This is a genomic window from Pigmentiphaga litoralis, from assembly GCF_014651835.1.
GTDB classification, from domain to species: domain Bacteria; phylum Pseudomonadota; class Gammaproteobacteria; order Burkholderiales; family Burkholderiaceae_B; genus Pigmentiphaga; species Pigmentiphaga litoralis.
In genome coordinates, this window is record NZ_BMXQ01000001.1 from 2,021,607 (window position 1) to 2,046,663 (window position 25,057).

Annotated in this window: 24 protein-coding genes and 1 tRNA gene; 10 read left to right on the plus strand and 15 right to left on the minus strand. The window is 64.8% G+C overall.

The features are described from left to right. Window positions 1–8: 8 nt before the first annotated feature. The gene (locus IE116_RS09110) at window positions 9–1,139 is read right to left on the minus strand and encodes an AI-2E family transporter (protein WP_189611724.1); all 1,131 of its coding nucleotides are present in this window, start codon (window positions 1,137–1,139) and stop codon (window positions 9–11) included. A 312-nt stretch (window positions 1,140–1,451) separates the two neighbouring features. Here IE116_RS09110 and IE116_RS09115 point away from each other — a divergent pair, with 312 nt between their 5' ends. Together IE116_RS09115 and IE116_RS09120 are read left to right on the plus strand one after the other, a co-directional pair. Continuing rightward, window positions 1,452–3,455 carry an EAL domain-containing protein gene (locus IE116_RS09115; RefSeq protein WP_189611726.1) on the plus strand — a complete coding sequence of 668 codons (2,004 nt, stop codon included), beginning with the start codon at window positions 1,452–1,454 and terminating at the stop codon, window positions 3,453–3,455. Window positions 3,456–3,498: 43 nt separating this feature from the next. Further along, window positions 3,499–3,577 (plus strand) — tRNA-Ile (locus tag IE116_RS09120). 70 nt (window positions 3,578–3,647) lie between these two features. Here IE116_RS09120 and IE116_RS09125 read toward each other — a convergent pair. From IE116_RS09125 to IE116_RS09145, 5 genes are all read right to left on the minus strand, one after another. After that, window positions 3,648–6,014, minus strand: coding sequence for a hybrid sensor histidine kinase/response regulator (locus IE116_RS09125; RefSeq protein WP_189611728.1), 2,367 nt, complete (start codon window positions 6,012–6,014; stop codon window positions 3,648–3,650). A 175-nt stretch (window positions 6,015–6,189) separates the two neighbouring features. After that, a complete protein-coding gene (locus IE116_RS09130) occupies window positions 6,190–7,134 on the minus strand; it encodes an aromatic alcohol reductase (protein ID WP_189611730.1) in 945 nt (314 codons plus the stop codon). Window positions 7,135–7,232: 98 nt separating this feature from the next. Next, complete coding sequence (locus tag IE116_RS09135) at window positions 7,233–8,213, minus strand: quinone oxidoreductase family protein (protein ID WP_189611732.1); 981 nt, start codon at window positions 8,211–8,213, stop codon at window positions 7,233–7,235. Window positions 8,214–8,285: 72 nt separating this feature from the next. Further along, on the minus strand, window positions 8,286–8,936 hold the full coding sequence (locus IE116_RS09140; protein ID WP_189611734.1) for a Fic family protein: 651 nt from the start codon (window positions 8,934–8,936) through the stop codon (window positions 8,286–8,288). Window positions 8,937–8,944: 8 nt separating this feature from the next. Then, window positions 8,945–11,005, minus strand: a complete 2,061-nt coding sequence (locus tag IE116_RS09145; RefSeq protein WP_189611737.1) for a 3-hydroxyacyl-CoA dehydrogenase NAD-binding domain-containing protein — start codon at window positions 11,003–11,005, stop codon at window positions 8,945–8,947. 152 nt (window positions 11,006–11,157) lie between these two features. On the opposite strand from IE116_RS09145, the gene IE116_RS09150 reads away from it, so the two are divergent. Then, complete coding sequence (locus tag IE116_RS09150; protein ID WP_189611740.1) at window positions 11,158–12,081, plus strand: LysR family transcriptional regulator; 924 nt, start codon at window positions 11,158–11,160, stop codon at window positions 12,079–12,081. 325 nt (window positions 12,082–12,406) lie between these two features. Here IE116_RS09150 and IE116_RS09155 read toward each other — a convergent pair whose 3' ends face one another. Both IE116_RS09155 and IE116_RS09160 read right to left on the minus strand, forming a co-directional pair. Beyond that, the gene (locus IE116_RS09155) at window positions 12,407–14,044 is read right to left on the minus strand and encodes a tannase/feruloyl esterase family alpha/beta hydrolase (protein ID WP_189611742.1); all 1,638 of its coding nucleotides are present in this window, start codon (window positions 14,042–14,044) and stop codon (window positions 12,407–12,409) included. 207 nt (window positions 14,045–14,251) lie between these two features. Then, window positions 14,252–14,641, minus strand: coding sequence for a hypothetical protein (locus tag IE116_RS09160; RefSeq protein WP_189611744.1), 390 nt, complete (start codon window positions 14,639–14,641; stop codon window positions 14,252–14,254). A 111-nt stretch (window positions 14,642–14,752) separates the two neighbouring features. Here IE116_RS09160 and IE116_RS09165 point away from each other — a divergent pair, with 111 nt between their 5' ends. Continuing rightward, window positions 14,753–15,100 carry a hypothetical protein gene (locus IE116_RS09165; protein WP_189611746.1) on the plus strand — a complete coding sequence of 116 codons (348 nt, stop codon included), beginning with the start codon at window positions 14,753–14,755 and terminating at the stop codon, window positions 15,098–15,100. Window positions 15,101–15,128: 28 nt separating this feature from the next. Here IE116_RS09165 and IE116_RS09170 read toward each other — a convergent pair whose 3' ends face one another. Continuing rightward, the gene (locus IE116_RS09170) at window positions 15,129–15,407 is read right to left on the minus strand and encodes a hypothetical protein (protein WP_189611748.1); all 279 of its coding nucleotides are present in this window, start codon (window positions 15,405–15,407) and stop codon (window positions 15,129–15,131) included. Between the two features lie 133 nt (window positions 15,408–15,540). On the opposite strand from IE116_RS09170, the gene IE116_RS09175 reads away from it, so the two are divergent. Further along, window positions 15,541–15,999, plus strand: coding sequence for a hypothetical protein (locus IE116_RS09175; RefSeq protein WP_189611750.1), 459 nt, complete (start codon window positions 15,541–15,543; stop codon window positions 15,997–15,999). Window positions 16,000–16,023: 24 nt separating this feature from the next. On the opposite strand, the gene IE116_RS09180 is transcribed toward IE116_RS09175, so the two are convergent. The 3 genes from IE116_RS09180 to IE116_RS09190 form a co-directional block, all read right to left on the minus strand. Continuing rightward, window positions 16,024–16,278 (minus strand): hypothetical protein, encoded by a 255-nt coding sequence (locus IE116_RS09180; protein WP_189611752.1) that lies wholly within the window; start codon window positions 16,276–16,278, stop codon window positions 16,024–16,026. A gap of 80 nt (window positions 16,279–16,358) precedes the next feature. After that, on the minus strand, window positions 16,359–17,312 hold the full coding sequence (locus IE116_RS09185; protein ID WP_189611754.1) for an alpha/beta hydrolase: 954 nt from the start codon (window positions 17,310–17,312) through the stop codon (window positions 16,359–16,361). A 117-nt stretch (window positions 17,313–17,429) separates the two neighbouring features. Beyond that, entirely contained in the window at window positions 17,430–18,200 is a 771-nt protein-coding gene (locus IE116_RS09190; protein ID WP_189611756.1) for a helix-turn-helix transcriptional regulator, read from the minus strand. 264 nt (window positions 18,201–18,464) lie between these two features. Between IE116_RS09190 and IE116_RS09195 the strand changes: the two genes are divergently transcribed. Further along, a complete protein-coding gene (locus IE116_RS09195) occupies window positions 18,465–18,689 on the plus strand; it encodes a hypothetical protein (RefSeq protein ID WP_189611758.1) in 225 nt (74 codons plus the stop codon). On the opposite strand, the gene IE116_RS09200 is transcribed toward IE116_RS09195, so the two are convergent. Beyond that, complete coding sequence (locus IE116_RS09200; protein WP_189611760.1) at window positions 18,686–19,123, minus strand: MarR family winged helix-turn-helix transcriptional regulator; 438 nt, start codon at window positions 19,121–19,123, stop codon at window positions 18,686–18,688. The two genes, IE116_RS09195 and IE116_RS09200, sit on opposite strands and share 4 nt — an antisense overlap. 203 nt (window positions 19,124–19,326) lie before the next feature. Between IE116_RS09200 and IE116_RS09205 the strand changes: the two genes are divergently transcribed. Both IE116_RS09205 and IE116_RS09210 read left to right on the plus strand, forming a co-directional pair. Beyond that, the gene (locus IE116_RS09205) at window positions 19,327–20,307 is read left to right on the plus strand and encodes a sensor domain-containing diguanylate cyclase (RefSeq protein WP_189611761.1); all 981 of its coding nucleotides are present in this window, start codon (window positions 19,327–19,329) and stop codon (window positions 20,305–20,307) included. A 67-nt stretch (window positions 20,308–20,374) separates the two neighbouring features. Beyond that, window positions 20,375–20,671 carry a hypothetical protein gene (locus IE116_RS09210; protein ID WP_189611764.1) on the plus strand — a complete coding sequence of 99 codons (297 nt, stop codon included), beginning with the start codon at window positions 20,375–20,377 and terminating at the stop codon, window positions 20,669–20,671. Window positions 20,672–20,680: 9 nt separating this feature from the next. Here the strand turns inward: IE116_RS09210 and IE116_RS09215 are convergent, their stop codons facing one another. Beyond that, complete coding sequence (locus IE116_RS09215; protein WP_189611765.1) at window positions 20,681–21,400, minus strand: GDSL-type esterase/lipase family protein; 720 nt, start codon at window positions 21,398–21,400, stop codon at window positions 20,681–20,683. A 155-nt stretch (window positions 21,401–21,555) separates the two neighbouring features. On the opposite strand from IE116_RS09215, the gene IE116_RS09220 reads away from it, so the two are divergent. Beyond that, a complete protein-coding gene (locus IE116_RS09220) occupies window positions 21,556–22,440 on the plus strand; it encodes an ion transporter (protein WP_189611767.1) in 885 nt (294 codons plus the stop codon). 3 nt (window positions 22,441–22,443) lie between these two features. On the opposite strand, the gene IE116_RS09225 is transcribed toward IE116_RS09220, so the two are convergent. After that, a complete protein-coding gene (locus IE116_RS09225) occupies window positions 22,444–22,827 on the minus strand; it encodes a hypothetical protein (protein ID WP_189611769.1) in 384 nt (127 codons plus the stop codon). Window positions 22,828–22,988: 161 nt separating this feature from the next. Between IE116_RS09225 and IE116_RS09230 the strand changes: the two genes are divergently transcribed. Then, entirely contained in the window at window positions 22,989–25,010 is a 2,022-nt protein-coding gene (locus IE116_RS09230) for an ABC transporter ATP-binding protein/permease (RefSeq protein ID WP_189611772.1), read from the plus strand. The last annotated feature ends 47 nt before the right edge of the window (window positions 25,011–25,057 follow it).

Here is a 25,057-nt window from a genome sequence, read left to right on the forward strand (position 1 = left end):
CCTGCGACTCAGGTCCGATCGGCCGGCTTGGCGGGCGACACCGGCGGCAGCACGTGGATCACTGCGCGGCTGGCCGTTTCGCGTTCTTCCTGCACGGCCCGCAGCCATTCGCGCCACACCGCGACAAGCAAGGCCATCAATACCGGACCAACGAACAGGCCAACCAGGCCCATCGTTTGCACGCCCCCCACCAGACCCATGAAGGTCGGCAGGAAAGGCAGCTTGACCGGGCCACCCACCAGACGCGGGCGCAGGGTCTTGTCGACAATGAACAGCTCGATGGTGCCCCAGGCGAACAGGGACAGGCCGGCGACCAGGTTGCCCGAGCCCACCAGATAGAGCGACACCAGCGAAAACGCAAGTGGCGCGCCCCCGGGGATAAGCGCCATGAACCCGGTCACCAGCCCCAGCAGGACGGGCGACGGGACGCCAGCGATCCAGTAGGCCGTGCCCAGCACCACCGCCTCGCCCACGGCGATCAGGCCCATTCCGGTGACGGTGGCGCTGACGGTGGCCGGCACCACGCGGGAAAACTGCACCCACCGCGCGGGCAGGATGCGTTCTCCGACGATGTCGAGCTGCGTCACGATCCGGTCGCCGTCCTTGTAGACGAAGAACAGGATGATCAGCATGAACACGATCGTCAGCGCGAAATGGAAGGCGTTGCCCGTGGTGGACAGCACCACCCGGTAGATATTGCCCAGATGCTCGCCGCTGATCAGCTGCACCCACGATCCCAGCGCCTGGGGCTGGCTCAGGTGTTCCTGCCAGTAGCCCGCCATCCGATCGCCGATCAAGGGCAGGCCGACCAGCCAGTTCGGCACCGGCATGCCATAGCGGTTGCCCGCCAGCAACCAGCCCACGAAATTGCTGGCTTCATGGATGCCGTACGAGGCGGCCAGCGACAAGGGCACGACCAGTCCCACCAGGATCACGATCAGCGCCACCGCCGCCGCAGCCGTATTGCGGCCGCCCAGGGCGCGCCGCAACTTCTGAAAGAGCGGCCAGCTGGCAAAGCCGATGATCAGCGCGGCCAGGCCGGGTACCAGGAAACCACTGAAGAAATAGACGCCCGCGGCGAGCACCAGGACCAGCAGCCAGCGGGCAACGAGTCGGGCGGAGAAAACAGGTGACGTCATTAGTCTGGGAGGGGTGCGAGCTAGAGGACAGCCTCACTGTACCAGCACTGACCGGCGGCCCGGCGCGCCAGTTTCCGGCAAGATTCGATCGAGTGGCGTCGGCAGGCGCCTGACCTGGAACATTCACGTACTGGAAAGTGCGAAGACGGCCGTCACGCTGTCGCAGATTCGGCCACATCCCGACGCATTTGCGATGAACTCATCCGTGTGAATGCTTTGCGTGTGATAGTGTTTCGGGCGGCATTGCGACCGTTCGCCCGGCTGCGAGCCAGTGGGCTCGCAGCGCCCTCCCAGTCACCTCAAACGTGGAAGATGGACACCAGCCAAGCCGCCAGCGCCAAGCGCTTTCCGTCGATCGGCAACCTGCTGTTCACGCTGCAGGAAGCGTTCGTGGCATTGCTGCCCTACCTGCTGCTCTCCGCGGCCACCAGTGTCCTGGCACAGGGCTTCGTCACCTACCAGTGGTCGCTTGGCCCGCTGCATGCCGACACCGTCATGTCCACCGCCTATGTGCTGCGTGGACTGTTTCCGTTGCTGCTGGTCATTTCCATCGCCTACCACCTGGCCCGGGCGCACGCGATGGACACCGCGATCACCGTGCTGCTGTCCATCGTGGTGTATCTGGGGCAGGACGCCCTGCGGGGCATCACCGCGCAGCCGCCCTCGCACCTGCCCCTTAGCGCCCTGCTGACGCCGCTGATCACGGTGGGCCTGCTGCGCGGCGTCATGGGGCTGCGTTTCACCCGTGTGGTCCGGTACCGCAGCATGAACTACCATGTGGCGGCCGCGTTGAACCATGGCCTGCCCTTCACCCTGGTGTTTGTCCTGGCTACCGCGGCCATGATGGTCATCCACTACGGCCTGGGCAAAGGCGCTGCAGGCATCACGTCAATGGTTGGCGACCTGCAGCTGTCGAACGGCGCCCTGTTGATCGCCAACAGCCTTATGAGCCACCTGCTCTGGTTTGTCGGCCTGCACGGCAACAACGTCTTTGATCTGCTGGTCGATGGCCGCAACCTCGAACAGCCCATCTTTCCCAACCTCAGCTACTACAAGTTCCTGGACCTGTTCGCCGGCTTCGGCGGCGCGGGCGCCGGCCTGGCGCTCATGATCGCGATCCTGATCGTCGCGCGCGACCGCCACTCGCGCATCATCGCCCGCACGGCCGCGCCCTTCCTGATCTGCAATGTCACCGAAGTGCTGATTTACGGCCTGCCCATCGTCTTCAACCGCCGCCTGCTGGTGCCGTTCGTGGGCGTGCCGCTCCTGAACATGGGCATTGCCTACATCGTGCTGTCGCAGGGCTGGATCACGTTCAACGGCAGCAACGCGTCGTGGATCACCCCGATCTTCCTCGACAGCTACGTGATGACCGGCGGCCTGCGCGCCGCCCTGCTCCAGGCCGGCCTGCTGGCCATCAGCGTGCTGGTCTACATGCCGTTCGTGCGGCGCTTTTCGGACTCCCAAAGCACCCGCATGCTGCGTGAAAGCCTGGCCAGCCGGCTCGGCATCGAAGGCGACCTGCAGGTGCGGCAAGGCGCGGGCTTCCAGCACGCGCAAAGCTTCATCCTCAAATCCAACATCGAGACCCAGCGCGTCATCGAACTCATCACCACCAACCGGCTGACCCTGTACTACCAGCCCAAGATCCGGGCCAGCGACCAACGCTGCCTGGGCTTCGAAGCCCTGCTGCGGCTCGAATTCGAAGATGGGCGCGTGGTCGGCCCGTACTTTCTGGAAACGTTGGAACTGGCGGGCCTGGCGTCCGTGATTGATCTCTGGGTCTGCAACGAAGCCCGCCGTACCTTGGCCGGGTGGGCCGCCACCGGTTTCCACCCGCGTGTCGCCATCAATCTGCACCCCGACACGCTGGGCGATCCGCAGTGCATCGACCGCATCCTGGCCACCCTGTCCGGCCGCCAGGTCGAATTCGAAATCATCGAACGCGCCTTCGCCACCAGCCCCGCCACGGCCGAAGGCATCCGGCGGCTGCGCGCCGGCGGCCTGCGGATCTCCATCGACGACTTCGGAACGGGTTACTCCAGCCTGCACAGCCTCTACCACCTGGACGCCGACACCATCAAGCTCGACAAGAGCCTGATCGACATCGTGCACACCGAACGCGGCTATGCGATCTACCGGGCGATCTGCGGGCTGTGCAAGGAACTGGAGTTCGAGTTGATCGCCGAAGGCGTCGAGACCGAAGCCCAGTTTGCGATCGCCAAGGGCCTGGGGGTGGATGCGGTGCAGGGCTGGTGCTTTGCGCCGGCCCTGAATGCGGAGAAGGCGCGGGAGTACGCGGCGGCACATGGGTGATCCGCGTCGGCGCCTTGCCGAGTCGGTGTAGAATCTCGGCCTCGGGCCCTTAGCTCATGCCTGGTTAGAGCAGCGGACTCATAATCCGTTGGTGCTGTGTTCGACTCACAGAGGGCCCACCAGAAAACGAAAGGGGTTACGCGTTGGCGTAACCCCTTTTCTACGTCTGGACCGCCGCTTTGGCCATCGCGCTCACACCGGCGGCAGCCAGTCATCCGCCGGCACCGCCTGCTCGGACCTTCCCCGCAGCTGCTGCAGGGCATCCACGCGTGCCAGCAGCTCCCCGATCGGTACCGGTTTGGTCATGTGCTGGTCGAAGCCGGCGTGCATGGCGCGTTCGACGTCTTCCCGCTGTCCGTAACCCGTGATGGCGATCAGGACAAGATTCGGGAACTGGCCGCTTGCGCGAATCAGCTGCGCGAGGTTCAGGCCATCCATGTCGGGCAGGCCGATATCCAGCAGCGCGACGTCGGGCAGGTAGGTCGGGAGGATGGACAGGCATTCGCTGGCCGTGTGCCGCACGCGCACTTCATGGCCGGATGCGGACAGCGCCTCCGCAATCGTGGTGGCGGCGTCGACGTTGTCGTCGATGACCAGAATGCGCGAGGGCGTGACGGGGGATGAAAATCGTTCGGGTGGCGACGCGCTGCGCGAGGGCAGCGCTGCCTGCCGATGCGAATCAGCCTGCGGCGGCACATTCGATCGGACCAGCAGCGGCAGGTCGATGCGGAACTTGGCGCCGAGGCCCAGGCCATCGCTGCTGGCAGTGATGTGGCCTTCGTGCAGGTGGACGATGCTGCGGGCGATCGACAAGCCAAGGCCCAGCCCGCCAGCGGAACGCGCAATGGATTGCGGCGCCTGGTAGAACAGCGTAAAGACTTTGGCCAATGTGTCGGGGGTCATGCCGACGCCCTGGTCCGACACCGTGATCATGGCCGCCGACGCGGTGGCCGACAGGCTCACGGATATCGACGCCTCGGCCGAACTGCGCACGGCATTGATCAACAGGTTCACGACGAGCTGCGTCAAGCGCTCCTCATCGCCATGCACCCAGATCTCGTCCGGGGGCAGCACCAGCGAGAATGGCGCTACCCGGTTGGGCACCGTGGAAGCGATGGCTTCGTGCGCCCGCGCCACGACGACGTTCAGCAGGACGGGCTGTTTTTCCACGGTCAGCTTGCCCTGGACGATGCGTGAGACGTCCAGCAGATCGTCGACCAGGTGATGCAGGTGGGTGGCCTGCCTGCGCAGGATCTGCCGTTCGCGCCGATAGACTTCCTTGCCCTGGATGTCCATCAGATCCAGCGTGGAAACGATCGGCGCCAGGGGGTTGCGCAGTTCATGGCCCAATACCGCCAGGAAGTGATCTTTGGCGGCCGATGCTTCGCGGGCCTGTTCCATCGCGGCGCGTATCGAACGCAGGGACCGGTCCAGGTTGTCCACCAGCACCCGGCGGTGCCCTTCTACCGCCAGACGCTCCATCGAGGCCGTTTCAAGGGATTTTGACAGCTGGTCGAATTCCGCGATGCCACATGACTGCGCCTTGACCGCGCGGCCCTGACCCAGGTCGCGGGCATGCATCTGCAGCGTCGCGATGCCGCCGACAATGCGCCGCGCGATGGTCTTCGCCACCAGCAGGCATACGAGCAGTGACAGCGCCAGCGTTGTCGCATACACGTACAGCGCCGTCGACACGACGTTGTGCAAGGACGAGGTCGGAGCCCCGACAATGACCGACAGGCCCCAGCGCGGCAGCTTGGTGAACCCCACGATGGACTCGACACCCGCGGCGTTCGGCGTGACGCTGATTCCTTCGGTCTTGGCATTGCTGAGGTCGCGCTGGAACGACTCGGATAGGCGCTTGCCCACGAATTGCTCGCGGTCACGCGACCGCGCCACGCGTTGGAAACCGGAATCGGCGACAGAGATCGCCCATCCGTCGGGCACGTTCTGGCGGGCAAGAATGTCATCGATGCGATCAAGCTTCAGAGCGGCGGTAATGACGTAGCGCATCTCGCCGCCCACCATGACGGGCACGCGTACCGGAATGGCTGCCGTCCCCGCACTCCCTTCGCGCGCCATGCCAGCAAGCGGACGCTTTTCTTCCAGCACTCTTTTCATGCTGTCGGGGTCATAGACACCGGGGTCGACGGAGCCGAAGGGCCGGCTGGATCGGAACACCGGTTGGCCGGACGCGTCCGACAGAATGACCGATACCCAGTACGGCCGTGCCATCGCGGCGTTGCGTGCGACCGAATGGAACTCCTCGTACCTGCCGGCCGCCAGCGCCGGGTGGTAGGACAAGGTTTCCAGCGCCGCCACACTGCTTTCGATTTCGGCGTTGACGGCCGAGGACAGCGCCCGGGACAGATCCAGGGTTCCACGACGCAGATCGTTTTGCTGTTGTTCGTAGACCGCGTTGACGCTCCACACCCCCAGCAAGGCCAGCGGCAGCAACCCGGCGGCCACCAGCATGAACAACAGAAACCGCAACTGCGGTGGATGCGTCTGGTAAATGGCTTTGAACAACAGCAGCACCCCTGAGAATTCGATAAGCACGAACGCAGCGTATGCGCTTCGAAACGTCACGAATCCGCTCGCCGGGGCGAGTATTACTCGGGAGGACTAGTTCTACAACGACGTTTTGCGCGTTCGTGCCGCTGGGGCCGGCCACTGTCGTATTTATGCAGTAATACAACCGAATCCGTCCATCTGGATCGATCCACCTCGATTCTCATTTCCTTGATGCGTTTGCGCGGTGCTGCTGCAGCCACCTTTCAACATCGACGACATCCATACCCTGCTCGACATTGAACGTGCTCGATGTGTCCCACGCCACGCCGGTAGGGCGCGCAAACGCCAGGTGGTATTTCCGCATGCCATCGTCGGGATGCCGCGCAAGCTCCGCCTTGAGCGTCTCCATGGCCCACAGCACGCGCTCCACTGGCTTTCCAAGATGCTGCTCCACCTTGTCCGCCAGTTCGCGATAGGTGACCGTGTCACCCGCAACGAACACGACGCGATCATCGACCCGCGGCTCATGCTTCAGGATGGCGATGGTCAACCGGCCGATGTCCTCTGGCGTCGTGACGGTCAGCCGGTGGTCCCAGCTTCCCAGCGCATGCACCCGCGCATTCTGCAGATCAACGACGCCAAACGCCGGCTCAAATAAAAAGCTTGTGAACATGCCGGTCGACACGATGACCCAATGCGTGCGCGACTGCGCGCGCAACATGTCACGCACGTCGGATTGTTCGTCGAACACCTCTTGCCCGCTGCCGCGCCCCACCACGTCATAGTCGACCCCGAACTGCCACGGCACGTAGCGGTCGACGCCGGCCTTCAGCACGGCCGACGTGATCTTGCGTTGGGTGCCCGGGCCGGCAACAAAGCCGGTGCAGCAGATCACCGTGGCGTAACGGGAAAAAATCGCGGCCAGCGCCTCGTCGGTGTCGGCGGCCAGATCGGCGTTGACGACGTCGACACCCATGTCGCGCAGGGCGTCGAGCGTGCCTTGCTGTGCGGTGGAGTCGCGCGCCGACCCTGTCGGGCGCAGCAGCACGCTCACGGACCCGTCCCGGGCCGTGCGCTGCGCATTCAGTGCGTGCAACATGGACATGCCGAGCTCGCCTGCGCCCATGATAAGCGTGGCGTTACTCTTGGATTTTGTATCGGGCATTGCTGGCTCCTTGAAAGGACGAGGAGGATAGGCCCGGCGCATTCCCAACGAAATAAGGCACACATGTGATACCAGCTGACGAAGGCGCTACGGCGCGATCAGGGAATGATGAGGATCGCGCCCTTGACCGATCGTGCCTCGGCCGCGGCGTGCGCCTTGGCGACGTCATCCAGCGCGAACCGCGCGCCGACGGTCACGTCGACATGCCCCGCCGCAATGGCATCGAACAGATCCCTGGCGTTCGCACGAAAGGTGGCCACGTCGGCATTGTGCGGAAACACCGACGGCCGCGTCAGGAACAGGCAGCCCTTCTTGTTCAACAGTTCCGGATCGATCGGCCCGATCGGACCCGATGCCGCCCCGAACACGACCACCATGCCGAACGGCGCGACGCAATCCAGCGACTTCATGAAGGTGTCCTTGCCGACCGAGTCGTACACGACGCGCGCCTTCTTGCCGCCGGACGCGGCAAGCACCTGCGCCGGCCAATCGTCGTTCGTGTAATCGATGGCCACGTCGCAGCCCGCCGCACGCGCCTGCTCGCACTTGTCTGGTGAACCGGCCGTACCGATCACGAAGGCGCCAAGCGCCTTGGCCCAGCGGCACAGGATCTGCCCGACACCCCCCGCCGCCGCGTGAACAAGCACGATGTCGCCTGCCTGGATCGCGTACGTTTTCTTGACCAGGTACTGGGCCGTCAGTCCTTTGAAGAACAACGAGGCGGCCTGTTCGTCGGTCACGACCGGCGGGATCGTGACCAGCCGGTCGGCGGGCACATTGCGGCGATCCGCATACGCGCCCAGGCCTGCATTCATGTAGACGACGCGATCACCGGGTGCAAGATCCGATACCCCCTCCCCCACGGCCTCGACGATGGCTGCCGCTTCATGCCCCAGCCCCGTCGGCAAGGGCAAGGGGTAGACGCCCTTGCGCTGATAGACGTCGATATAGTTGAAGCCGACAACCGTATTCCGGATCAAGACCTGACCGGGTGCGGGAGCTGGCAGGTCCACCGTTTCGATCTGCATGACGTCGGGGCCGCCGAATGCTTCAATCTTTACGCGTCGGGAAGGGGTCATCGAAGGTCTCCGGTCGTTGTTGGGTAGGTGCCGACCATCATATCCGAGCGGCCAACGGACGCCAGCAGCGACTCAGTCGATGGCTGCAGTGGCCGCCTCGGGATACAGATTCGGGAACAGGACGTTCAGCGAAGAAATCGGAAAGCCGATTCCAACGTACGAACGGTGGTGCTGCGCGTCACCCGCTGGACGCAACAATCCGTCCTTGAGAAACCTCGACAAAGCGGCCCGGCCCGTTCGCTCACCCAAGCCGGTCATACGCACAAAATCGCCGCGAGACACCGCGCCGCTCGTCGCCACGGTTTGCAGGGCAAGAATGCATTCTTCGCGATATTCCTTGATGCCTTCGGCTCGGCCCTTTACAACCACATAGGCAGCAATACGATCCCGCAGCGTGTGGAGGTCCATCATGGCGGACATGAAATTGACCTGATCTTCGCAAAGCTCGGCAAACCACTTGCACCATGCCCAGAGCTGTCTTTCGCTCAGATTTCCCCTGCCGTCAAGGTCACCCTGCCTCGGCGCGTCGGCTCCGGCAAGCATGGCGTAATACTGGTCGCGATTGCGCGCCAACCCACGATTGGCCGACCACAGTCCGGCGCTGATCGGCAATAGCGCGCAATGGGTCTGGAGACGCACGGCGCGTCCGTTGCCGTCTTCGAACGGATGCGTCCAGGCCATGCGATGGTGCGCAGATGCAATCGTGAACAGGATCCTGTCCATGCCTGCCGCTAGTCCCCCAGCAACTTCCCCACATCCCCCATCGCACTGCCAAACCCCGCCGCACTGACCTGCTGCTCCAGATCCTTCAACAACTGGACGCGATCCTGCTGCTTTGCCCAATGCACCGGACCCCCTTCCCAGCGCGGGAAGCCATAGCCTTGCACCATCACCACATCCACGTCGCTCGGGCGGCTGGCGACGCCTTCGGCGACCAGCAGCGCGGCTTCGTTCACCATGGCCAGCAAGGCCCGGCGGCGGATTTCTTCGGCGGTCAGGGGGCGCACGGCATGGCCGCGGCGTTGGCGCGCGTCGGTGATCAGAGCGCGGACGACGTCGTCGGTCTGGCGCGACTGCTTGCCGTCGGTGTAGGTGTAGTAGCCGGCGTCCGCCTTGCGGCCGAGCCGGCCGGCTTCGCACAGCTTGTCGAGGATGTCGACGTAGCGGGTGCGCGGGTCGCGGGTGGGGGCCTGGGCCTTGCGCATGCGCCAGGCGATGTCCAGTCCGGACAGGTCGGCGACGGCGAAGGGGCCCATGGCGAAGCCTATGGACGTGAGCGCCTGGTCGACCTCTTCGGGCCAGGCGCCGTCTTCCAGCATGAATTCACATTCGCGGCGGTAGGCGTTGTACACGCGGTTGCCGATGAATCCGAAGGCGTTGCCGGTGGGTACGGCGACCTTGCCGAGCTTCTTGCCCAGAGCCATGCCGGCGGCCATGACGTCGGGCGCGGTATGCGCGCCGCGAACGACTTCGAGCAGCTTCATGATGTTGGCCGGACTGAAGAAGTGCAGGCCCAGGACGTCTTGCGGACGCGAGGTGGCCGCGGCGATGACGTCGACGTCGAGATAGGACGTGTTGGTGGCCAGCACCGCGCCGGGGCGGGCGTGGGCATCGATTTTCTTGAAGACTTCCTGCTTGACGCCGATCTCTTCGAACACGGCTTCGATGACGAGGTCGGCCTCGCTCAGGGCGGCCCAGTCCAGGGTCGCCGTGAGCCGTTCGCTGCGCGTGCGGGCATCCTGCTCGGACATCTTGCCGGACTTGGCGCGCGACGTGTAATGGTCAAGGATGCGGGCCTGGCCCCGCGCCAGCGCATCGGGATCCTGTTCGAGCAGGATCACGTCCAGCTTGGCGTCGAGCAGCGCAATCGCAATGCCGGACCCCATCGTGCCGGCCCCGATGACCGCGATGGTGGTGAGGGCGCGAGGGCTTTGTCCTTGGGCTGGCGACCCGGCGTCGGGCAGGCGCGATGCTTCGCGTTCCACCTTGAATTGATAACGCAGGGCTTGCGCGGCGGGAGTCGAGACCAGGGACAGGAAGGTCGCGCGTTCGGTCTGCAGGCCTTCGTCGAGCGCACGCGAGGTGGCCGCGATGGCATCGAGCAAGGCGCCATAGGCGGGCTGCATCTTCTGCTTGGACGACAAGGCGGCACGCTGCGCGTCGACGAAAGCGTTGACGGTGTCGGCGTCCAGCGTGCGGTCGCGCGCCTTGGGCAACGCCGTTCCGGACGCGGCCAGTTCCTGCGCGACGCGGCAGGCGGCGCCGACCTCGTCATGTTCGACCACGGCATTGAACAGCGTGCCGCGCGCCAGTTCAGCGGCCGTTCGCGGGCGGCCGTCCAGCATCATGGCGGCAGCCTGCTCCAGGCTCGTCAGCCGCGGCAGACGCTGCGTGCCACCCGCGCCCGGGATCAGGCCCAGCGTGATTTCGGGAAGGCCGACGCGCGCCGTGGACAGCGCTACGCGGCCGTGGCAAGCCAGGGCCAGTTCGAAGCCGCCACCCAGCGCCATGCCGCCGATCGCCGCGACCACGGGCTTGGCGCTGGATTCGATGCGCGCAATCACCGTGGGCAGGATGGGTTCCTGCATCTGGCGCGGGGTGCCGAATTCGGTCACGTCGGCGCCGGCGCTGAAGACCTTGGCGTTGCCAGTCAGCACGACGCCAACGATTTCGGGGTCCTGCTGGGCTGCGTCCAGCGCATCGACGATGGCGCGCCGCAGGTCGGCGCCCAGGCTGTTGACGGGGGGATGAGCTAGCGTGATGACGGCCACGCCGCCGCGATTCGTGAACATGGACAGGGATCTCCGGAATTGTTGTCGCCGGGCGCGCACTGCGCGGCCGGGTGTCTGGCTTCTTGTACCGCCATTATGGATTCTTCAATCCCGCTGGACAATCCAGACGCCGTTTAACATACTGTCAAATAACTTTGAACAATGGTGCGGCAATGGACGCGCATGCCCTGGCCCTGCTAGTCGACATCATCGAAGCGGGCAACCTGAGTCTGGCGGCCCGCCGCCTGAAGATCAGCCGCGCCAATGTCAGCTACCACCTGGCGCAACTGGAAAAGCAGACAGGCGTCCAGCTGATACGCCGCACCACGCGGCGTATCGAACCCACCGAAATGGGCCTGAAACTCTATCAGCATGGGCGCGTGATCCGCGACGAACTGCGGGCCGCGCAGGAGTCGGTCGCCACCCTGGGCAAGGGCTTGCACGGCTCGGTTCGCATGAGCATGCCAACGGGCTTTGGCTATATGGTGATGTCCGGGTGGTTGATCGAATTCAAGCGCACCTATCCCAACATTACGCTGGACCTGGTGTTCGACAACAAGATCGACGACCTGCTGCGCGATGAAGTCGACATCGCCGTGCGGGTGATGTCCGATCCGCCGCAGCAGATGGTGGCAATCGAACTGGCGCAGATGCGTCACGTCGTGTGCGCATCGGTGGCCTACGCCGCCGAGCACGGGCTGCCCGACACGCTGGAGGCCTTGCAGGCCGCGCCTGTGATCACGTCCGCCGTGACGGGCCGCAGCCTGAAGGTATCGGCCTACCTGGGCACAGAACGACGCGAGCTGACGCTGTCACCCAGTCTGGCCTCCGAAAATTTCGTGTTCCTGCGCGAAGCCGTGCTGGCCGGACTGGGCCTGGGCCTGCTGCCCGACTACACGATCGCGCAAGACATCGTGGATGGCCGGGTCGTGAACGTGCTGGACCCCTGGCGATTCAGTGTCTTCGGGACGCGGATGTTCCTGCTGCGCATGCCCGATCGCTACCAGACGCAAGCCGCGCGAACCCTGATTGATTTTGTGGTGGCCAAGGCGGCGGCGTGGCGGGCCTTGCCGACCAGCGGCCAGCCACGCAGCTGACCGTTCGGCTCTCTGAACGCGGAGCCGTCTAGAACAGGTTGTGCCCGAAATCGGTCAGCGGCTCGACCAGGCGATAGGCCTGCGCCGGGCGGAACGCGGCCGGCACCATCCGGGTTTCCTGCAGCGCCCGGGTCTCCAGGATCTTGCGGCGAAAATTGGTAGAAGTTCGAGAACACCGTTTCCAGCGTCACATACAAGCTGACCGGTTGATCCGTGTAAAAACGAACAGGACGCCGCTTACCCTCGGCGTCCTGTCAGTGTCATCCTTCAGTACAAGGCACGGCAGGTCGGGGCATGCGCCGCGACACACCGCATTACGCCCGCATCAAGGCGCCTGGCAACTGAAGTTCGCTGCGACCTTTACGTCTCCCGTGCCCTTGTATCGGGCGATTTGTGGGTACGGGCACAGCGGACGCGTACGTCCATCCGTCCCGCTGGCCACCACGGTGTTGGCCGCCGTGGTTCCATCAGGCGCGACGCCCTTCTCGACCCAGTTCGCCAGCGCGTCCATCATGCTGAAGTTGCCGGTGCCCGTGCCGCCCGTGCAATGATCCACACCCGGGATCATGTACAGCCGCGCGAACTTGTCGACCTCGCCGGCACCCATCGTCGTGCGAATGGCGTTCCAGTAGTCGATGCTCAGGATCGGGCTGATCAGCGAATCGGCCCAGCCGTGATACATCAGCAGCTTCCCGTTGCGGTTCTGGAAGGGCTTCAGGTTCGTTTCGAACGCGTCATAGATCGGGCGCAGCTTGGCGCGCGCGGTCAGCGGGTCCAGATCGAAGTTGAAGGTCGCAAAGTCATAGTTCGGATTCACGAACAGCGGATAACGGATGTAGTCGGCCCAGCTGCCTTGCGGCGCGGTGGGCGTCGTCAGGTTGGTCGGCCAGAAGGTGCCTGTTTCCAGACCCACCGGATACGGCACCGCCACCGTGTCGCCCGACGGCGTCTTGTGGCCCTGGTACATCGCGCGCAGCGCCGTCACCTGGGTCGGCTTCAGGCAGGTGGCCGCCTCGCCCACGGCACCGGTGCATTGCACCTCGGCCGGATCGAAGGTGCACAGGCGGGGATCGTCCAGCACCCCGTCGGCCAGGTGATCGATGCCCGGCTTGCCATCGCACTTGGCCAGCACGGCTTTGTTGACCTCGGCATACTGCGCCTTGGTGATGGCGCCCGCGCCATTGTTCTCGAACTGCTTGTAGGCCACCCACGCCTGCGACGCCATGTTGGTCGTCCAGTCGCTGGTGTGCGCGCCTGCAATCACGCCATCGTAGTCATCGGGGTAGCGCTGCACTTCCATCATGCCGTGGTGGCCGCTTTGCGAGCAGCCGTTGTAGTACGCGTACTTGGGCGCGCTGGCATAGAAGGCGGCCGTCATCTGTTTGCCAACCACCGTCACCACGTGCTGCGCGCGTGACGCCCAGTCCACGATCTGCTCCATCTTCAGGCTCTTGGTGGCGGGATCGTACGCCCAGCTCTGGTCGAAGCCCGTGCTGACGTGGCCGTTGTCATGCGCGATGCTGGCATAGTCGAGCCGGTAGTGGGCGGCCAGCGTGCCGTAGCTGATGCTGCCGGCCGATCCGCCCGACGCCGTGCCCGCGAACTTGCCGTTCCACCGTTCCTTGACCGGCAGCCACAGCTCGAACTTGATGTTCGACGCTGCATTGGACTTGGCCGTGCCTTCGACCCGGCAGAACGGCGTCGTGACCGTACTGGTCGAGGTCGGCACCGTGAACGGCGCCGTGGTGCTTGCATTGACCAGCGTGGTGGTCACGCCGGTCACCTCGAATTCGCTGGTCTTGAGCGTCTGCAACGACGTACAGCTCTGCGCCGCCGTCGGCTGGACGGGGCTGACGGGCGGGTCGTCATCGTCGTCGCCGCCGCACGCGGCAACGGTCAGCGCAAGCGCGATCGCCATGGACACGTGACGTGCCAACGGCTTGATGGGGTGGGTGATGGTCAAGGCGGTCTCCTGCCGGCCCGCTCTCATTGGTGGAGCAGATACCGAACGTGATGGTGCGGGGTGGTTGGATACTCTCGGGTGGTTCACTGCCATGCGAAGTGGGACGCGCGTGATGCACATCCGCGATTTCATTAGCTTTCTAACTTATGACGTGAATAAGCACAAGCGTGATCTGCGATCTCTAGGGGCATTGCCGCAAGGGGCGCCCTACCCGCCCGACGCCGCCCGCGACGTCTTGAGATTCCAGAACACATCCACCATCACATCCGGCTGGCGCTGCAGCAGTGATGTGGGCGTGACGGCCATGCGGTTGCGGGTCGGCGGCTCGCTCCAGCGAACATGCAGCAGGCCCGTCGGCCCGTTGGGCATCAGGGTGAAGGCAAGGCCTTCCGCGGACAGCAACTGGGCCGCATATTCGGCCTGATCGGCCCCGGCAACAAAGCCGAGCAAGGCATCATGATGTCCGCCCATGGCCAGTGTCCGCAGGCATCCGCGAATGCGTTCCAGACCGGCGTAGCGCGAGCGATGCCACAAGGGAAATTCCGACGGCCGTTGCCCGGAACTCAGTGCTGCCAATTCGTCGACCAGCATGTTCATCGCTCGTCCACCTCGAGATGGGTTCTTCAGGCATCGGCGTCGCGGCCGATGCATCTCGCGCTGGCAGGGGTCGGCCTGCCATGTGCCGGCCAAGTATGACGTGACTGCGCAGTGAATGCTCGCATTTTCCGTGGACTGATCCATCCGGTCATCGTGCAACGGATTGAAAGTCTGCTCATCAGCCTAAGTACGTGGCGTCATGCTTTAAGCCCTGCGCGTCTGGCCCCGCCTGCGGGGGTGGCCCGCAGCGGCAGCGCCTCGAGCAAACCCCGCGGCGGCGTGGCGACACGGGCGTGTGCAGTCCCGCGCGGCGCCATCGTCGCCGCCGGGTGCTGCCTGCTTGAAGATGCGGGTGACCATGTGCGAGTGACCTGGCCCGAGGGCGCCGGCTTTCGCGCTGCGATGCTGGCGCGGGTGCACTACGACCGGCATTGGGATGAAGGCACGCTGGTCGAGTGAGACCCGGCGCTGCGGCGTATCGACGGCGTCACCGCTGCGTCGGGCTGGCTGCGCCCGGTACCGGATCTCCGCCAGTAGGCGGATTGGACGGCATGCCTGATGCGCTGGCAGCACCGGGCAGGTTCTCGCCGGCAGCGCCGGGGGCCGCTTGACCCGATGGCCGCACCGCCGGATCCATGGCGGCGGGCAAGGACGTTTCCTTCCCACGATCACAGCCCGACAGCGACAGGCCTGCAATGGCAAGGCAAGACACGGTGGCGCCGACAACGCCGATACGACGCAATGAAGGCAGAGCAGAAATGGGCATGGCAGTCTCCTTGATGTCCTGCCCTCTGAGCAAACGGCGTGCCGCGTTGGCAGCGGGTTTTGTTGCATGTGGCGCCACAGCATGAGGCCGCCAGGGAGATACACTGGACCTCTGACATCGAAGGTTGAATGCCATGGACCTTGACGCCGAAACCGCAAAAATGCGCGCCTTGGTCATCCGCCGCCGCAGTCGCGCAAGCGACATCGGCAAGGGCCGCCTTGCTCGCAGCGTGGGCCGATTCGAACCTGCGTTGGGCTATGTGAAGGGCGTGCTCGAGATCGCCTCGCAAAGCCTGACTGACGACGGCTATGCCTGCGAGCTGCGCGCGGCCAGCGAGCGCGGGGCCACCCGCAAGAAGATCCAGCTGCGCGTTGGACGCCAACACCCGCCTGTCCCCGAGGCGCCGATTTTTCACACCCTCAAGATCTACCTGACGCAAGGCGCCCATATCGATGTCATCTTCGATATCTGCCATGGCGTGGGCGAGAGTGGCGAACTGTCGCTGGAGGCCAGCTTTTCGGCATTCGATGAAGACCTGCACGCCGATCGCTTCGCGCAGTTGGTGGTCGCCTTCATCGAACGCTTCGACTAGCCTTCGGTCCGCGCCGTTGCCGTGCTATTTGACGGTAGCGGCGCTTTCTTCGTCTGCCATGGCCGCCATCAGGCGCTGTGCCTCGGCAGGCTCCATGCCTACATGAACATAGAACGTGTGCAGATCGGGCGCTGACGCGCCTGCTTCGCGAGTCTCGAAGATGGCCCGCCGGTAGCGGGCGTCGGCGTCGTGCGTGGCGCTGAATGTGTCGAGCTCGGGCCGGAAATAGTCGGCGGTCGATTGACCGTGCAATGGTCCGCCGATGAAGCGCGTTGTCATGGTGTCTCCTTCCTGCCCATCGAGGGCGGTCATCGCCGGGAAACGCGGCGCCATGCGCGCTCCCTCTGGCGGATTGTCTATCAACGCGGGGTGGCTGCGCCCTCCTCTTCTTGAACTGCGTCATCGGCGTCATTGACGGATGGGCCGGATGCGAGCAAGGGTGTGTCGGGTGCGGGCTTTGATGCAAGCAGATCGATGACACCGTCAACAATCGCCTGGGCGCCCGGCCCGTAGAGCATGGTGAAGTGATTGCCGATGGCACGGCGATGGGTGGCTCGCGGCAGATTCCTGATCGTCTCTTCTGCATCGTGATCCAGCACCATCGGCATGCCCATCAGGAACGGCTGGGTCGCCTGCACCAGCAGGGTCGGCGCCTGGACGCGCCGCGCGTTGCGGCACCAGTCTCGCGTGCTTTCGCCAAAGATGTGCAACGCAGCCAGGCCGGCGGCATAGGCCCGGGTGCGTGTGGTGACGGCGCCCATCGCCAAGGGCTGCATTTCTTCATCGAAAAAGCCTTGCATGGCGTCATGCCACGGCGCAACGAAGGGCGCGGAGCGCATGGCGCCCTGATAGATCTCGGCCGACGGATAGACCTGGTCCAGACGCGCGGCCACGGCAGCCGTCATGAGTGGCGTGGCCGGGTGCATCTGCACTGCTGCGTCTAGCATGACCAGATGGCTCACGCGTTCCGGATGATGAGCAGCCAGGTACAAGGCCAGCAAGCCCCCGAACGAATGCCCGCACAGCACCACGCGGTCCAGACCGAAATGGTCGAGCAAGGCAAGGATGTCCGTGCAGCCTGCATCGAGCGAGTAGCCTGTCAACGGCATGTCGGACCGGCCCCGTCCGCGAAGATCCGGGACCAGCACCCGGCAGGCAGGGCTCAAGCCGGCGGCAATCAAGCCGTCAAAAAGGCGGGTGTTGCCCGACAGCGAATGCAGCAGGAGCAGCGGCGGGCCGTCGCCGCCGTAGTCCAGGCAGTGCAGCTGGAGGTTGGACAGGGCGATGGCATCGTGGCAAACGGGCGCAAGCATGGCGGATCCTGAAGAGGTCGGCGCGCATCGGCCCGCTCAGTGTCGCCTTATGACGCGGGCCCGATGCTCGCACATGGGAATCCCCTGCTTCATGCAAATGCCGTGCCCATCGGGCAATCAGAACAGCGACAACTGCTGGTAGCCGAACTCGCGATTCAGTGGGCGATCCACATAGTGCGGACGGCTTGCCGGCCCGCGCGCCATGGCCTGGGCCGTGGGAACCCACGACAGCGTTGCGCCAAGCGCCACCGCCGCGAACACGGCTTCCGTCTTGCCCGACACTTGCATGGCCTTATAGAGCGAATGCGCGTGCGATCGCGCCGTGGCCAGCGAAATCTTCATTGCCGCGCCGACATCCTCGATGGTGGCCCCGCGCGAGAAGTGGACGAGTACGTCGTACTGTCGTTTGGTAAGACCGAGCAATGCGCGTTCGTGTTCGGCAGGATCCACAGGCTCGCCAGCCGGCTCGCCGGCGGCGTGTTCTGCCCGGTCCGGCAGATCGGGGCGGTGCTGCGGAAAACACTGCCCGCCCGACAGGACCAGCTTCATGGCTGCCCGGATCAGCGCCACGCTGGATGCCGTGGGGATCGACCCGCGCACATGAGGCGGCAACGGTTCCCATACCGCGATATCGGCCGGGTCCTCGCACATCAGCAAGGTCGGTTTGTCAGTCCGCATGGCCCGAACGAGAGGCATGGCCTTCTCAAGGCCAAGGTCAAAGCGGGGGATCGAATACAGAATGAGGTCGGCCGACGCCGTCTTGGCCGCGTCCTTCAGTTCCACCGCCGTGCACCCCGTGGTCTGCCAGGCGCCCTCCATGTCGGAGATGAGCTGTTCCAGACCGTGAAATTGAATCGGATGTTCTTCGATCAGGATGACCGTGCGCATGACCTCTGTCCGCTGGGCTCGGCCGTCAATCCTAGCTCAACCACGCGGACGCGTTGCTACCGTTTGTGCTCTGCCGTTGCGCAGCACTGGAGCTGAACCCCCGGCGGGAACGCTCGATGCAACGTGCTGCTGCGTGCGCCACACGGTCCCCACCCATGCCGGGCGCGCCGGGACCGGCGTGTGGGCGCGACACAGGATGTTACGGGTGGACAGCGCAGCACCCCTGCAGCGGGCCGCCCGGCTCGAACCCTCAGGAGGTGAACGATGGTCAGAATGGTCGAACAGATTGCCAGTGCGCGGATTGGCGAGGCCGATGCCGCGCTGGTTGTGCTTGCCAACGATGGAACCTTGTGGCGCCTGGTCATGCCCGCGACAGGGACACCGGGCACGGACGACTGGCTCCAGTTGCCCCACCTGCCGCAAGGCGACGTCGCGGCGTTCCTGACGGAGCCGCCCGAGACGGTGCGGACATCGGAAGCGCCGGATTAGCGCGGGTCGAGGTTGCGCTGGATACCGGCCAGCGCGCTGCCCAGCACCGCATGGTCCTTGGCGGTCAGGCCGTCGAAGGCCATGGCCTCGAGGTCGGCCACGAGCGGCATGGCCTTGCGGAACAGTTTGCGGCCGTCCTTGAGCAAGTGGATGGCAACCACGCGGTGATCCCGCACGGTGGCACGCCGCTCGACCCATTGCGCGGCTTCCATGACCGTAAGGGCGCGCGACAGGGTCGTCTGATCGTGGCCGGTTTCGGCGGCCAGGGCCGAGACGCTGCGTTCGCCGTGCTCCGCAAGAAACGCGAGCACGCGCCAATGCGTCAAGGTCAGGCCATGTTCACGCAGGACAGCCTGCATGCTGGTGTTGAAAACGGCAGAGGCACGATGGAATGCGAGCGACAGGGTGGCCGGAAAGCCTGAAGGAACAGTCATGAAAGGGGTGTCGATGCGGCCGGAATCGGCCGCCGCCAAGTTGACCGGGCCGACAGGCAGCGCGAAGCCCGGTGCCGCGGCACATCCTGCGGCGCCCGCACGGTAGTCAATAATGTCGATATAAGCAATACTGCGTAATGATGACCTGGAAGGGCAACGGCCCCTGGCCTGCGCCGCACTACGCGTCAAGAACAAGGATTTCGATGAAAGCGCCACTTACCCCGACAGACGAGCCGACCCGTGTCGACACTTTACGGGCGCTCAACATTCTGGACACTGCTCCCGAAGAGCGGTTTGACCGCCTGACCCGTCTTGCCAAACGTTTGTTCGGCGTGCCGATCGCATTGGTCAGCCTGATCGATACGAATCGCCAGTGGTTCAAGTCGCGCCAGGGCCTGGACGTGCCGGAAACCCCGCGCGACCAATCGTTTTGCGGTCATGCCATCCTCGAAGACGACATCCTTCTGATCCCCGATGCGGCGCTCGATGAACGGTTTTCGGACAATCCCCTGGTGCTCGGGGAGCCGCACATCCGCTTCTACGCCGGATGCCCTCTGCGGGTATCGAACGGCAGCAAGCTCGGCACCCTGTGCCTGATCGACAAGAACGAACGTGAGTTCGGCGAAGAAGACAAGGCGCTGCTGCGTGACCTGGCGCGCATGGCCGAACAGGAAATCGCGGCCATCCAGCTGGCGACGATGGACGAACTGACGATGGTGTCGAACCGCCGGGGCTTCGAAGCCCTGGCGCAGCATGCCATCGGCCTGTGTACCCGGCTCGAGCTGCCTGCCACCCTGCTGTTTTTCGACCTGGACGGCTTCAAGCAGATCAATGACACCTTTGGCCATGCCGAAGGCGACCGTGCGCTGGTCAGCTTTGCCCGCCTGCTGCTCGACGTCTTCCATGAATCCGACGTGGTGGGCCGGCTGGGCGGTGATGAATTCGTGGTGATGGTGACGTCGATGGAGACTGGCATGCTGGCGGCCACGCGGCAGCGCCTGCAGGCTGCCGTGGATGCCTACAACCAGGCCACCCAGCGCGGCTACACGCTGGCGTTCAGTGTGGGGTCGGTCGAACTGGATCCGAACCGGCACAAGACCATCCAGGACCTGCTAAGCGTGGCGGACAAGGAAATGTACGAACACAAACGCAGCAAGCGTTCCACAGCCGTACCGCAGTCCTAGCATCGCGATTGCGCTTGCCGCGAAAGATACTGTATAAATAACCAGTATTCTTTCCGGAGCTTGCCTCATGTCGTACACCGTCACCCTGCAGGATTTTCCCGACATTCCCGCCAACGTTCGTGAACAGGCCGAACGGCGGTATGCCAAGACGCTGGAACGCGCCATTGGCGGCGTGGATGCCATCGGTCCGGCGCTCAAGGCCTGGATGACGGCCGAAGACTCGTCCGAAGGCGACCTGTCCGAAGACGAAAAGGCCTTGGCCGTGCGCTGGCAGAAAGCTGCGTCGCGGGCGCAGCAGGAAGGCTTCAATGGCCTGGGTGAAGCCCAGGAAGCCTACTTTGAAGTCCGGCTCGCCCGGCACTGATTCGGGCGCCTAGCGCTGCATCGTTGGCGTAATGGCCTGCACCCAGGCCTGGTAGCCTGCGGCGTTCAAATGCAGGTGGTCGCTGGTGTAGCGCAGGTCCAGCGTGCCGGTCGGCGCCAGCACGGGGTTCAGGTTCACATACACGCACGGACCCCGCGCACACAGCGCATGCAGGCGGCCGTTCAAGTCCTTGACTGCCGCATTCACCGCGGGCGGAAACGCCGGCCCGGTCAACAGCGTCGACTGCACGATGACCTGGACCTTGGCGCGGGTCAGGGTGTCGATGATGCGCTTGTAGTGCTCGAAGACTTCGGTCACTGGCTTCTTGAAGGTGGCAATGTCGTTGATGCCGGCCATCACGAACACCTTGCGGGGCGACACGCCCAGCACCGAGTCGAGCCGCTGGCCCATGCCTTCGGTGGTGTCCCCGCCTATCCCCCGGTTGGCAATCGCCTTGCCCGGAAAGAAGGACGTCCAGTCGCCCCCTTCGGTCAGGCTGTCGCCGAGCATGACCACGTCGCGGCGTGCCATGTCTTGCACAAAACCTGCCTTGCGTTCGGCATAGTGCGGCGTTGTGACGGCAAGGGGCGGTGCGTGCTGCTGTGGTGCGTTTGGCAAGGGTGACGGCGCTTGTGACGGTGACTGCGACGGCGACTGCGCCAAGGCACTGGCGGCAGCCAGCACCCCAATCGCGGCCATCATGCCGGGCAGCAGGGCAGAAAGTTTCATTGCAGGGCGCGCGATATCAGAAGAATGGGACAGATGCCCGAGTGTAGCGGAGCCGCCCCGGCGCGGTGTGCACCCTGACGATCACCCCGCGTGAACCCGGGTCCGAAACATGGCCGGTGCGTTAGCATCACGCATCGCTCTTGAAAGGAATTGCCGTGGCCCCCGCGTCGCCCCATCCCTCCGCCGATCGTTCGCTGCATGGCAAGCCGGACAGCGGTTGGCGCCGCAGTGTCTACACCGTCATTTTCGAGGCGGACACTCCGGGCGGCCGGCGCTTCGACCAGGCCCTGATCTGGACGATATTGCTCAGTGTGCTGGTCGTGATGGCCGACAGCGTGGAAGCGATCGTCAATCGGTATGGCGACATCCTGCAGGTCCTGGAATGGATCTTCACCGTGTTGTTCACCGTCGAATATATCGGGCGGCTGCTCAGCGTGCAGCGGCCGCTGCGCTACGCGACCAGCTTCTTCGGCATTGTCGATCTGCTGGCGATACTTCCCAGCTTTCTGTCCTTGTTCGTGCCGGGCCTGCACTTTCTGACCGGCGTGCGGGTACTGCGCCTGCTGCGGATCTTCCGGGTCTTCAAGCTGCCGCGCTTCATGGACGAATACCTGATGCTCGGGCGCGCGCTCAAGGCAAGCTCCCGCAAGATCCTGGTGTTCCTGTCGGTGGTGTCCCTGATCGTGCTGAGTATGGGGACGATCATGTATGTGGTCGAAGGCCCCGAGCATGGCTTCACCAGCATCCCGGCCGCCATCTATTGGGCGATCAGCACGATCACCACCGTGGGCTTCGGCGATATCACGCCGCACACCACCTTGGGCCGATTGATTGCGTCACTGATGATGCTGCTGGGGTGGGGCGTGCTGGCCGTGCCGACCGGCATCTTCACGGTCGAGATGACGATGGCCCATGCCCAGCACGCACGCCAGCAGAAGTCGGAACGTAAATGTGGCGTCTGTAATACGACGGATCATGATGCGGACGCCACCTTCTGCAAGCACTGCTCGACCAAATTGCCCGAGGAGGCTGCGCCTTGAGGCTCAGCGCCCACCCTGCCCCAGGCCGCCCTTGGTATCGGCACTGGGCGTGACTTCGCCGGCCGTGCCCGCGCTGAACGTGTCGCCGATGGCGGACGTGCGCTTGGCTTCTTCGGGCGGCGCGGGCGTGCCGGCAGGCCGTTCATCAGGCGCGCCGCCCGCGTCCGACAAGGCCTGCGCATAAGGCGCCTTGGCGGCTCGTTGCGGTCCGCGGCCACCGGGGCGCGAGCGCAGGCTGGAGCGGCGATTACCGGTATCGGCAGGATTTGCCGGGGACGACGTCGTGGGGCTCGGCGTGCGCGCCAGCAGCTTCAGGATGCCAACGGTGGCGGCTCCCAGCAGGAAGGCGCTGAAAAGGGGTTTGAGCGGGGATGCGGTGCGTGGCATGGATGTCTCCGGCGACTGTGAATATTCGCATCAACGCAAGCCGCATGCCTGTCATGAAACCCTGGGTCGTTCTTGCGGTCACACCCTGGCGGACCGGTCGTTTTCGCTGACATCGGGCTGAACCGTTCCTCGCGCATCCGACCGACGATGAACGAGGCGCCATGACGTCCCCCGCAAGCTCCAGCCCCCCTTTCCCTTCCCTGCCCGACCCTGCCGCACGGGTGTCACGCCACGACGCACGCAGCAGACTCCGGCTACGGGATACCTGGGGGCTTCTCAAGCCCTATTGGGTGTCTCGCGACGGCCGTGCCGGTCTTGCCCTGCTGGCCTTGGTGGTCGCGCTGAACCTGGCGCTGGTGGGCGTGAATGTATGGCTGACAAACTGGAACCGCGTGTTCTACAACGCGCTGGAAGCCCACGACTTTCCGGCATTTCGCCAGCAGCTGCTGGCGTTCTGCGCCATTGCGGCCGTCTTTATCGTCGTCAGCGTCTTCAAGCAGTACTACACGATGATGCTGCAGATGCGCTGGCGCACGTGGCTGACCACCGACTTCCTGACCCGATGGCTGGATGGCCAGGCCTATTACCGGATCGAGCAGGCGCACGCGACCGACAACCCCGACCAACGGATTGCCGATGACCTGCGCACCCTGGCCAGCGACAGCCTGACCCTGTCGCTCGGACTGCTCAACTCCGTTGTGACCCTGGCGTCGTTCATCACCATCTTGTGGTCAGTGTCGGGGGCCTTGACCTTTCACCTTGGCGCGACGCCGATCACCGTCCCCGGCTATATGGTGTGGTTCGCCGTGCTGTATGCCGTGGCGGGCTCGTGGCTGACGCACAAGGTCGGCAAACCCCTGATCGGCCTGAGCTTCCAGCAGGAACAGCGCGAAGCCGACTTTCGATATGCCTTGATGCGCCTGCGTGAAAATGCCGAGGGCGTTGCCCTGTATCACGGTGAAGCGACCGAACGCGCCAGCCTGCTGACACGGTTCGGCAGCATCCGCGACAACTGGGGCTGGCTCATGCGCTATTCGCGCCGGCTGGTCCTGGTGAGTGCGGGCTATGGCCAGATCGCCATCGTGTTCCCGCTGATCGTTGCCGCGCCCCGCTACTTCGCCAGGGAACTGACACTGGGCGGCCTGATGCAGATCAGCTCGGCCTTCGGACAGGTTCAGGGCGCCCTGTCATGGCTGGTGGACAGTTACGCATCGCTGGTCAGCTGGCAGGCGGCGTCCAACCGGGTGCTGGACTTCCAGGCGGCGATCCTGGCCACCGACAACGACCGCGCCCATGCGGACGGCGAGCATGGCATCCGCGTGACGCAGGGGAAGGCGAACGGCGGCATCGAAGGGAATGACCGTAGCGTCGGCGACGCATCCCGGCGTGCCAGCCCAGAGGCGCCTGACCGTGGCGCGGCAGCCGGCCTGCCCGCCATGACCGCCGACGGTTTGGTCCTGGCGGTGCCCGACACGCGGTTCGCACGCTCCAATGTGACCGATGACGCGGGATCCTTCGAGACCACGGCGCAGGCCCGGTCGGGCCGCGTGGCCGTGCCCGGCGCGCAGCCCATCCGCGAACTGACGTCGCCGTTTTCGCTGACGATCGAGCGCGGTCAACGCTGGCTGGTGACCGGCCCGTCGGGCAGCGGCAAAAGCGTCTTCTTCCGGGCCATGGCGGGCATCTGGCCCTATGGCCGCGGCACGGTCGATCGTCCGGAGAACGCCCGCGTGCTGTTCCTGCCGCAGAAAAGCTACCTGCCGGCCGGCACGCTGGCCGATGCGCTGTGCTATCCGTCCCGATCCGACGCCCGTGCCGAAACCGCCCTGCGAGAGGTGCTGCGCGCCTGTCGGCTGGACGGATTGATCGAGCGCCTGCGGGACGTCGCCAACTGGTCCACGACCCTGTCGCCAGGCGAGCAGCAGCGGTTGGCGTTCGCGCGGGCGCTTTTGCAGGCCCCCGACTATCTGTTCCTGGACGAGGCGACGTCAGCGCTGGACGAAGACACCGAAGCGGCCATGTACGGGCTGATCCGCGAACGGCTGCCCAACGCGGCCCTGATCAGCATCGCCCACCGCAGTACGGTTGCCCGCTGGCATGACCGTTACCTGCGCTATGACGCAAGGCGGGGCGGCGAGGCCTCCGTGCGGACCGGCGAGCTGCCGGCATGTCCGGCGGGGTGACCGCTCGCACGCTAAAATCCGCGTCATCTTTTTGAAAAGATGCTAAA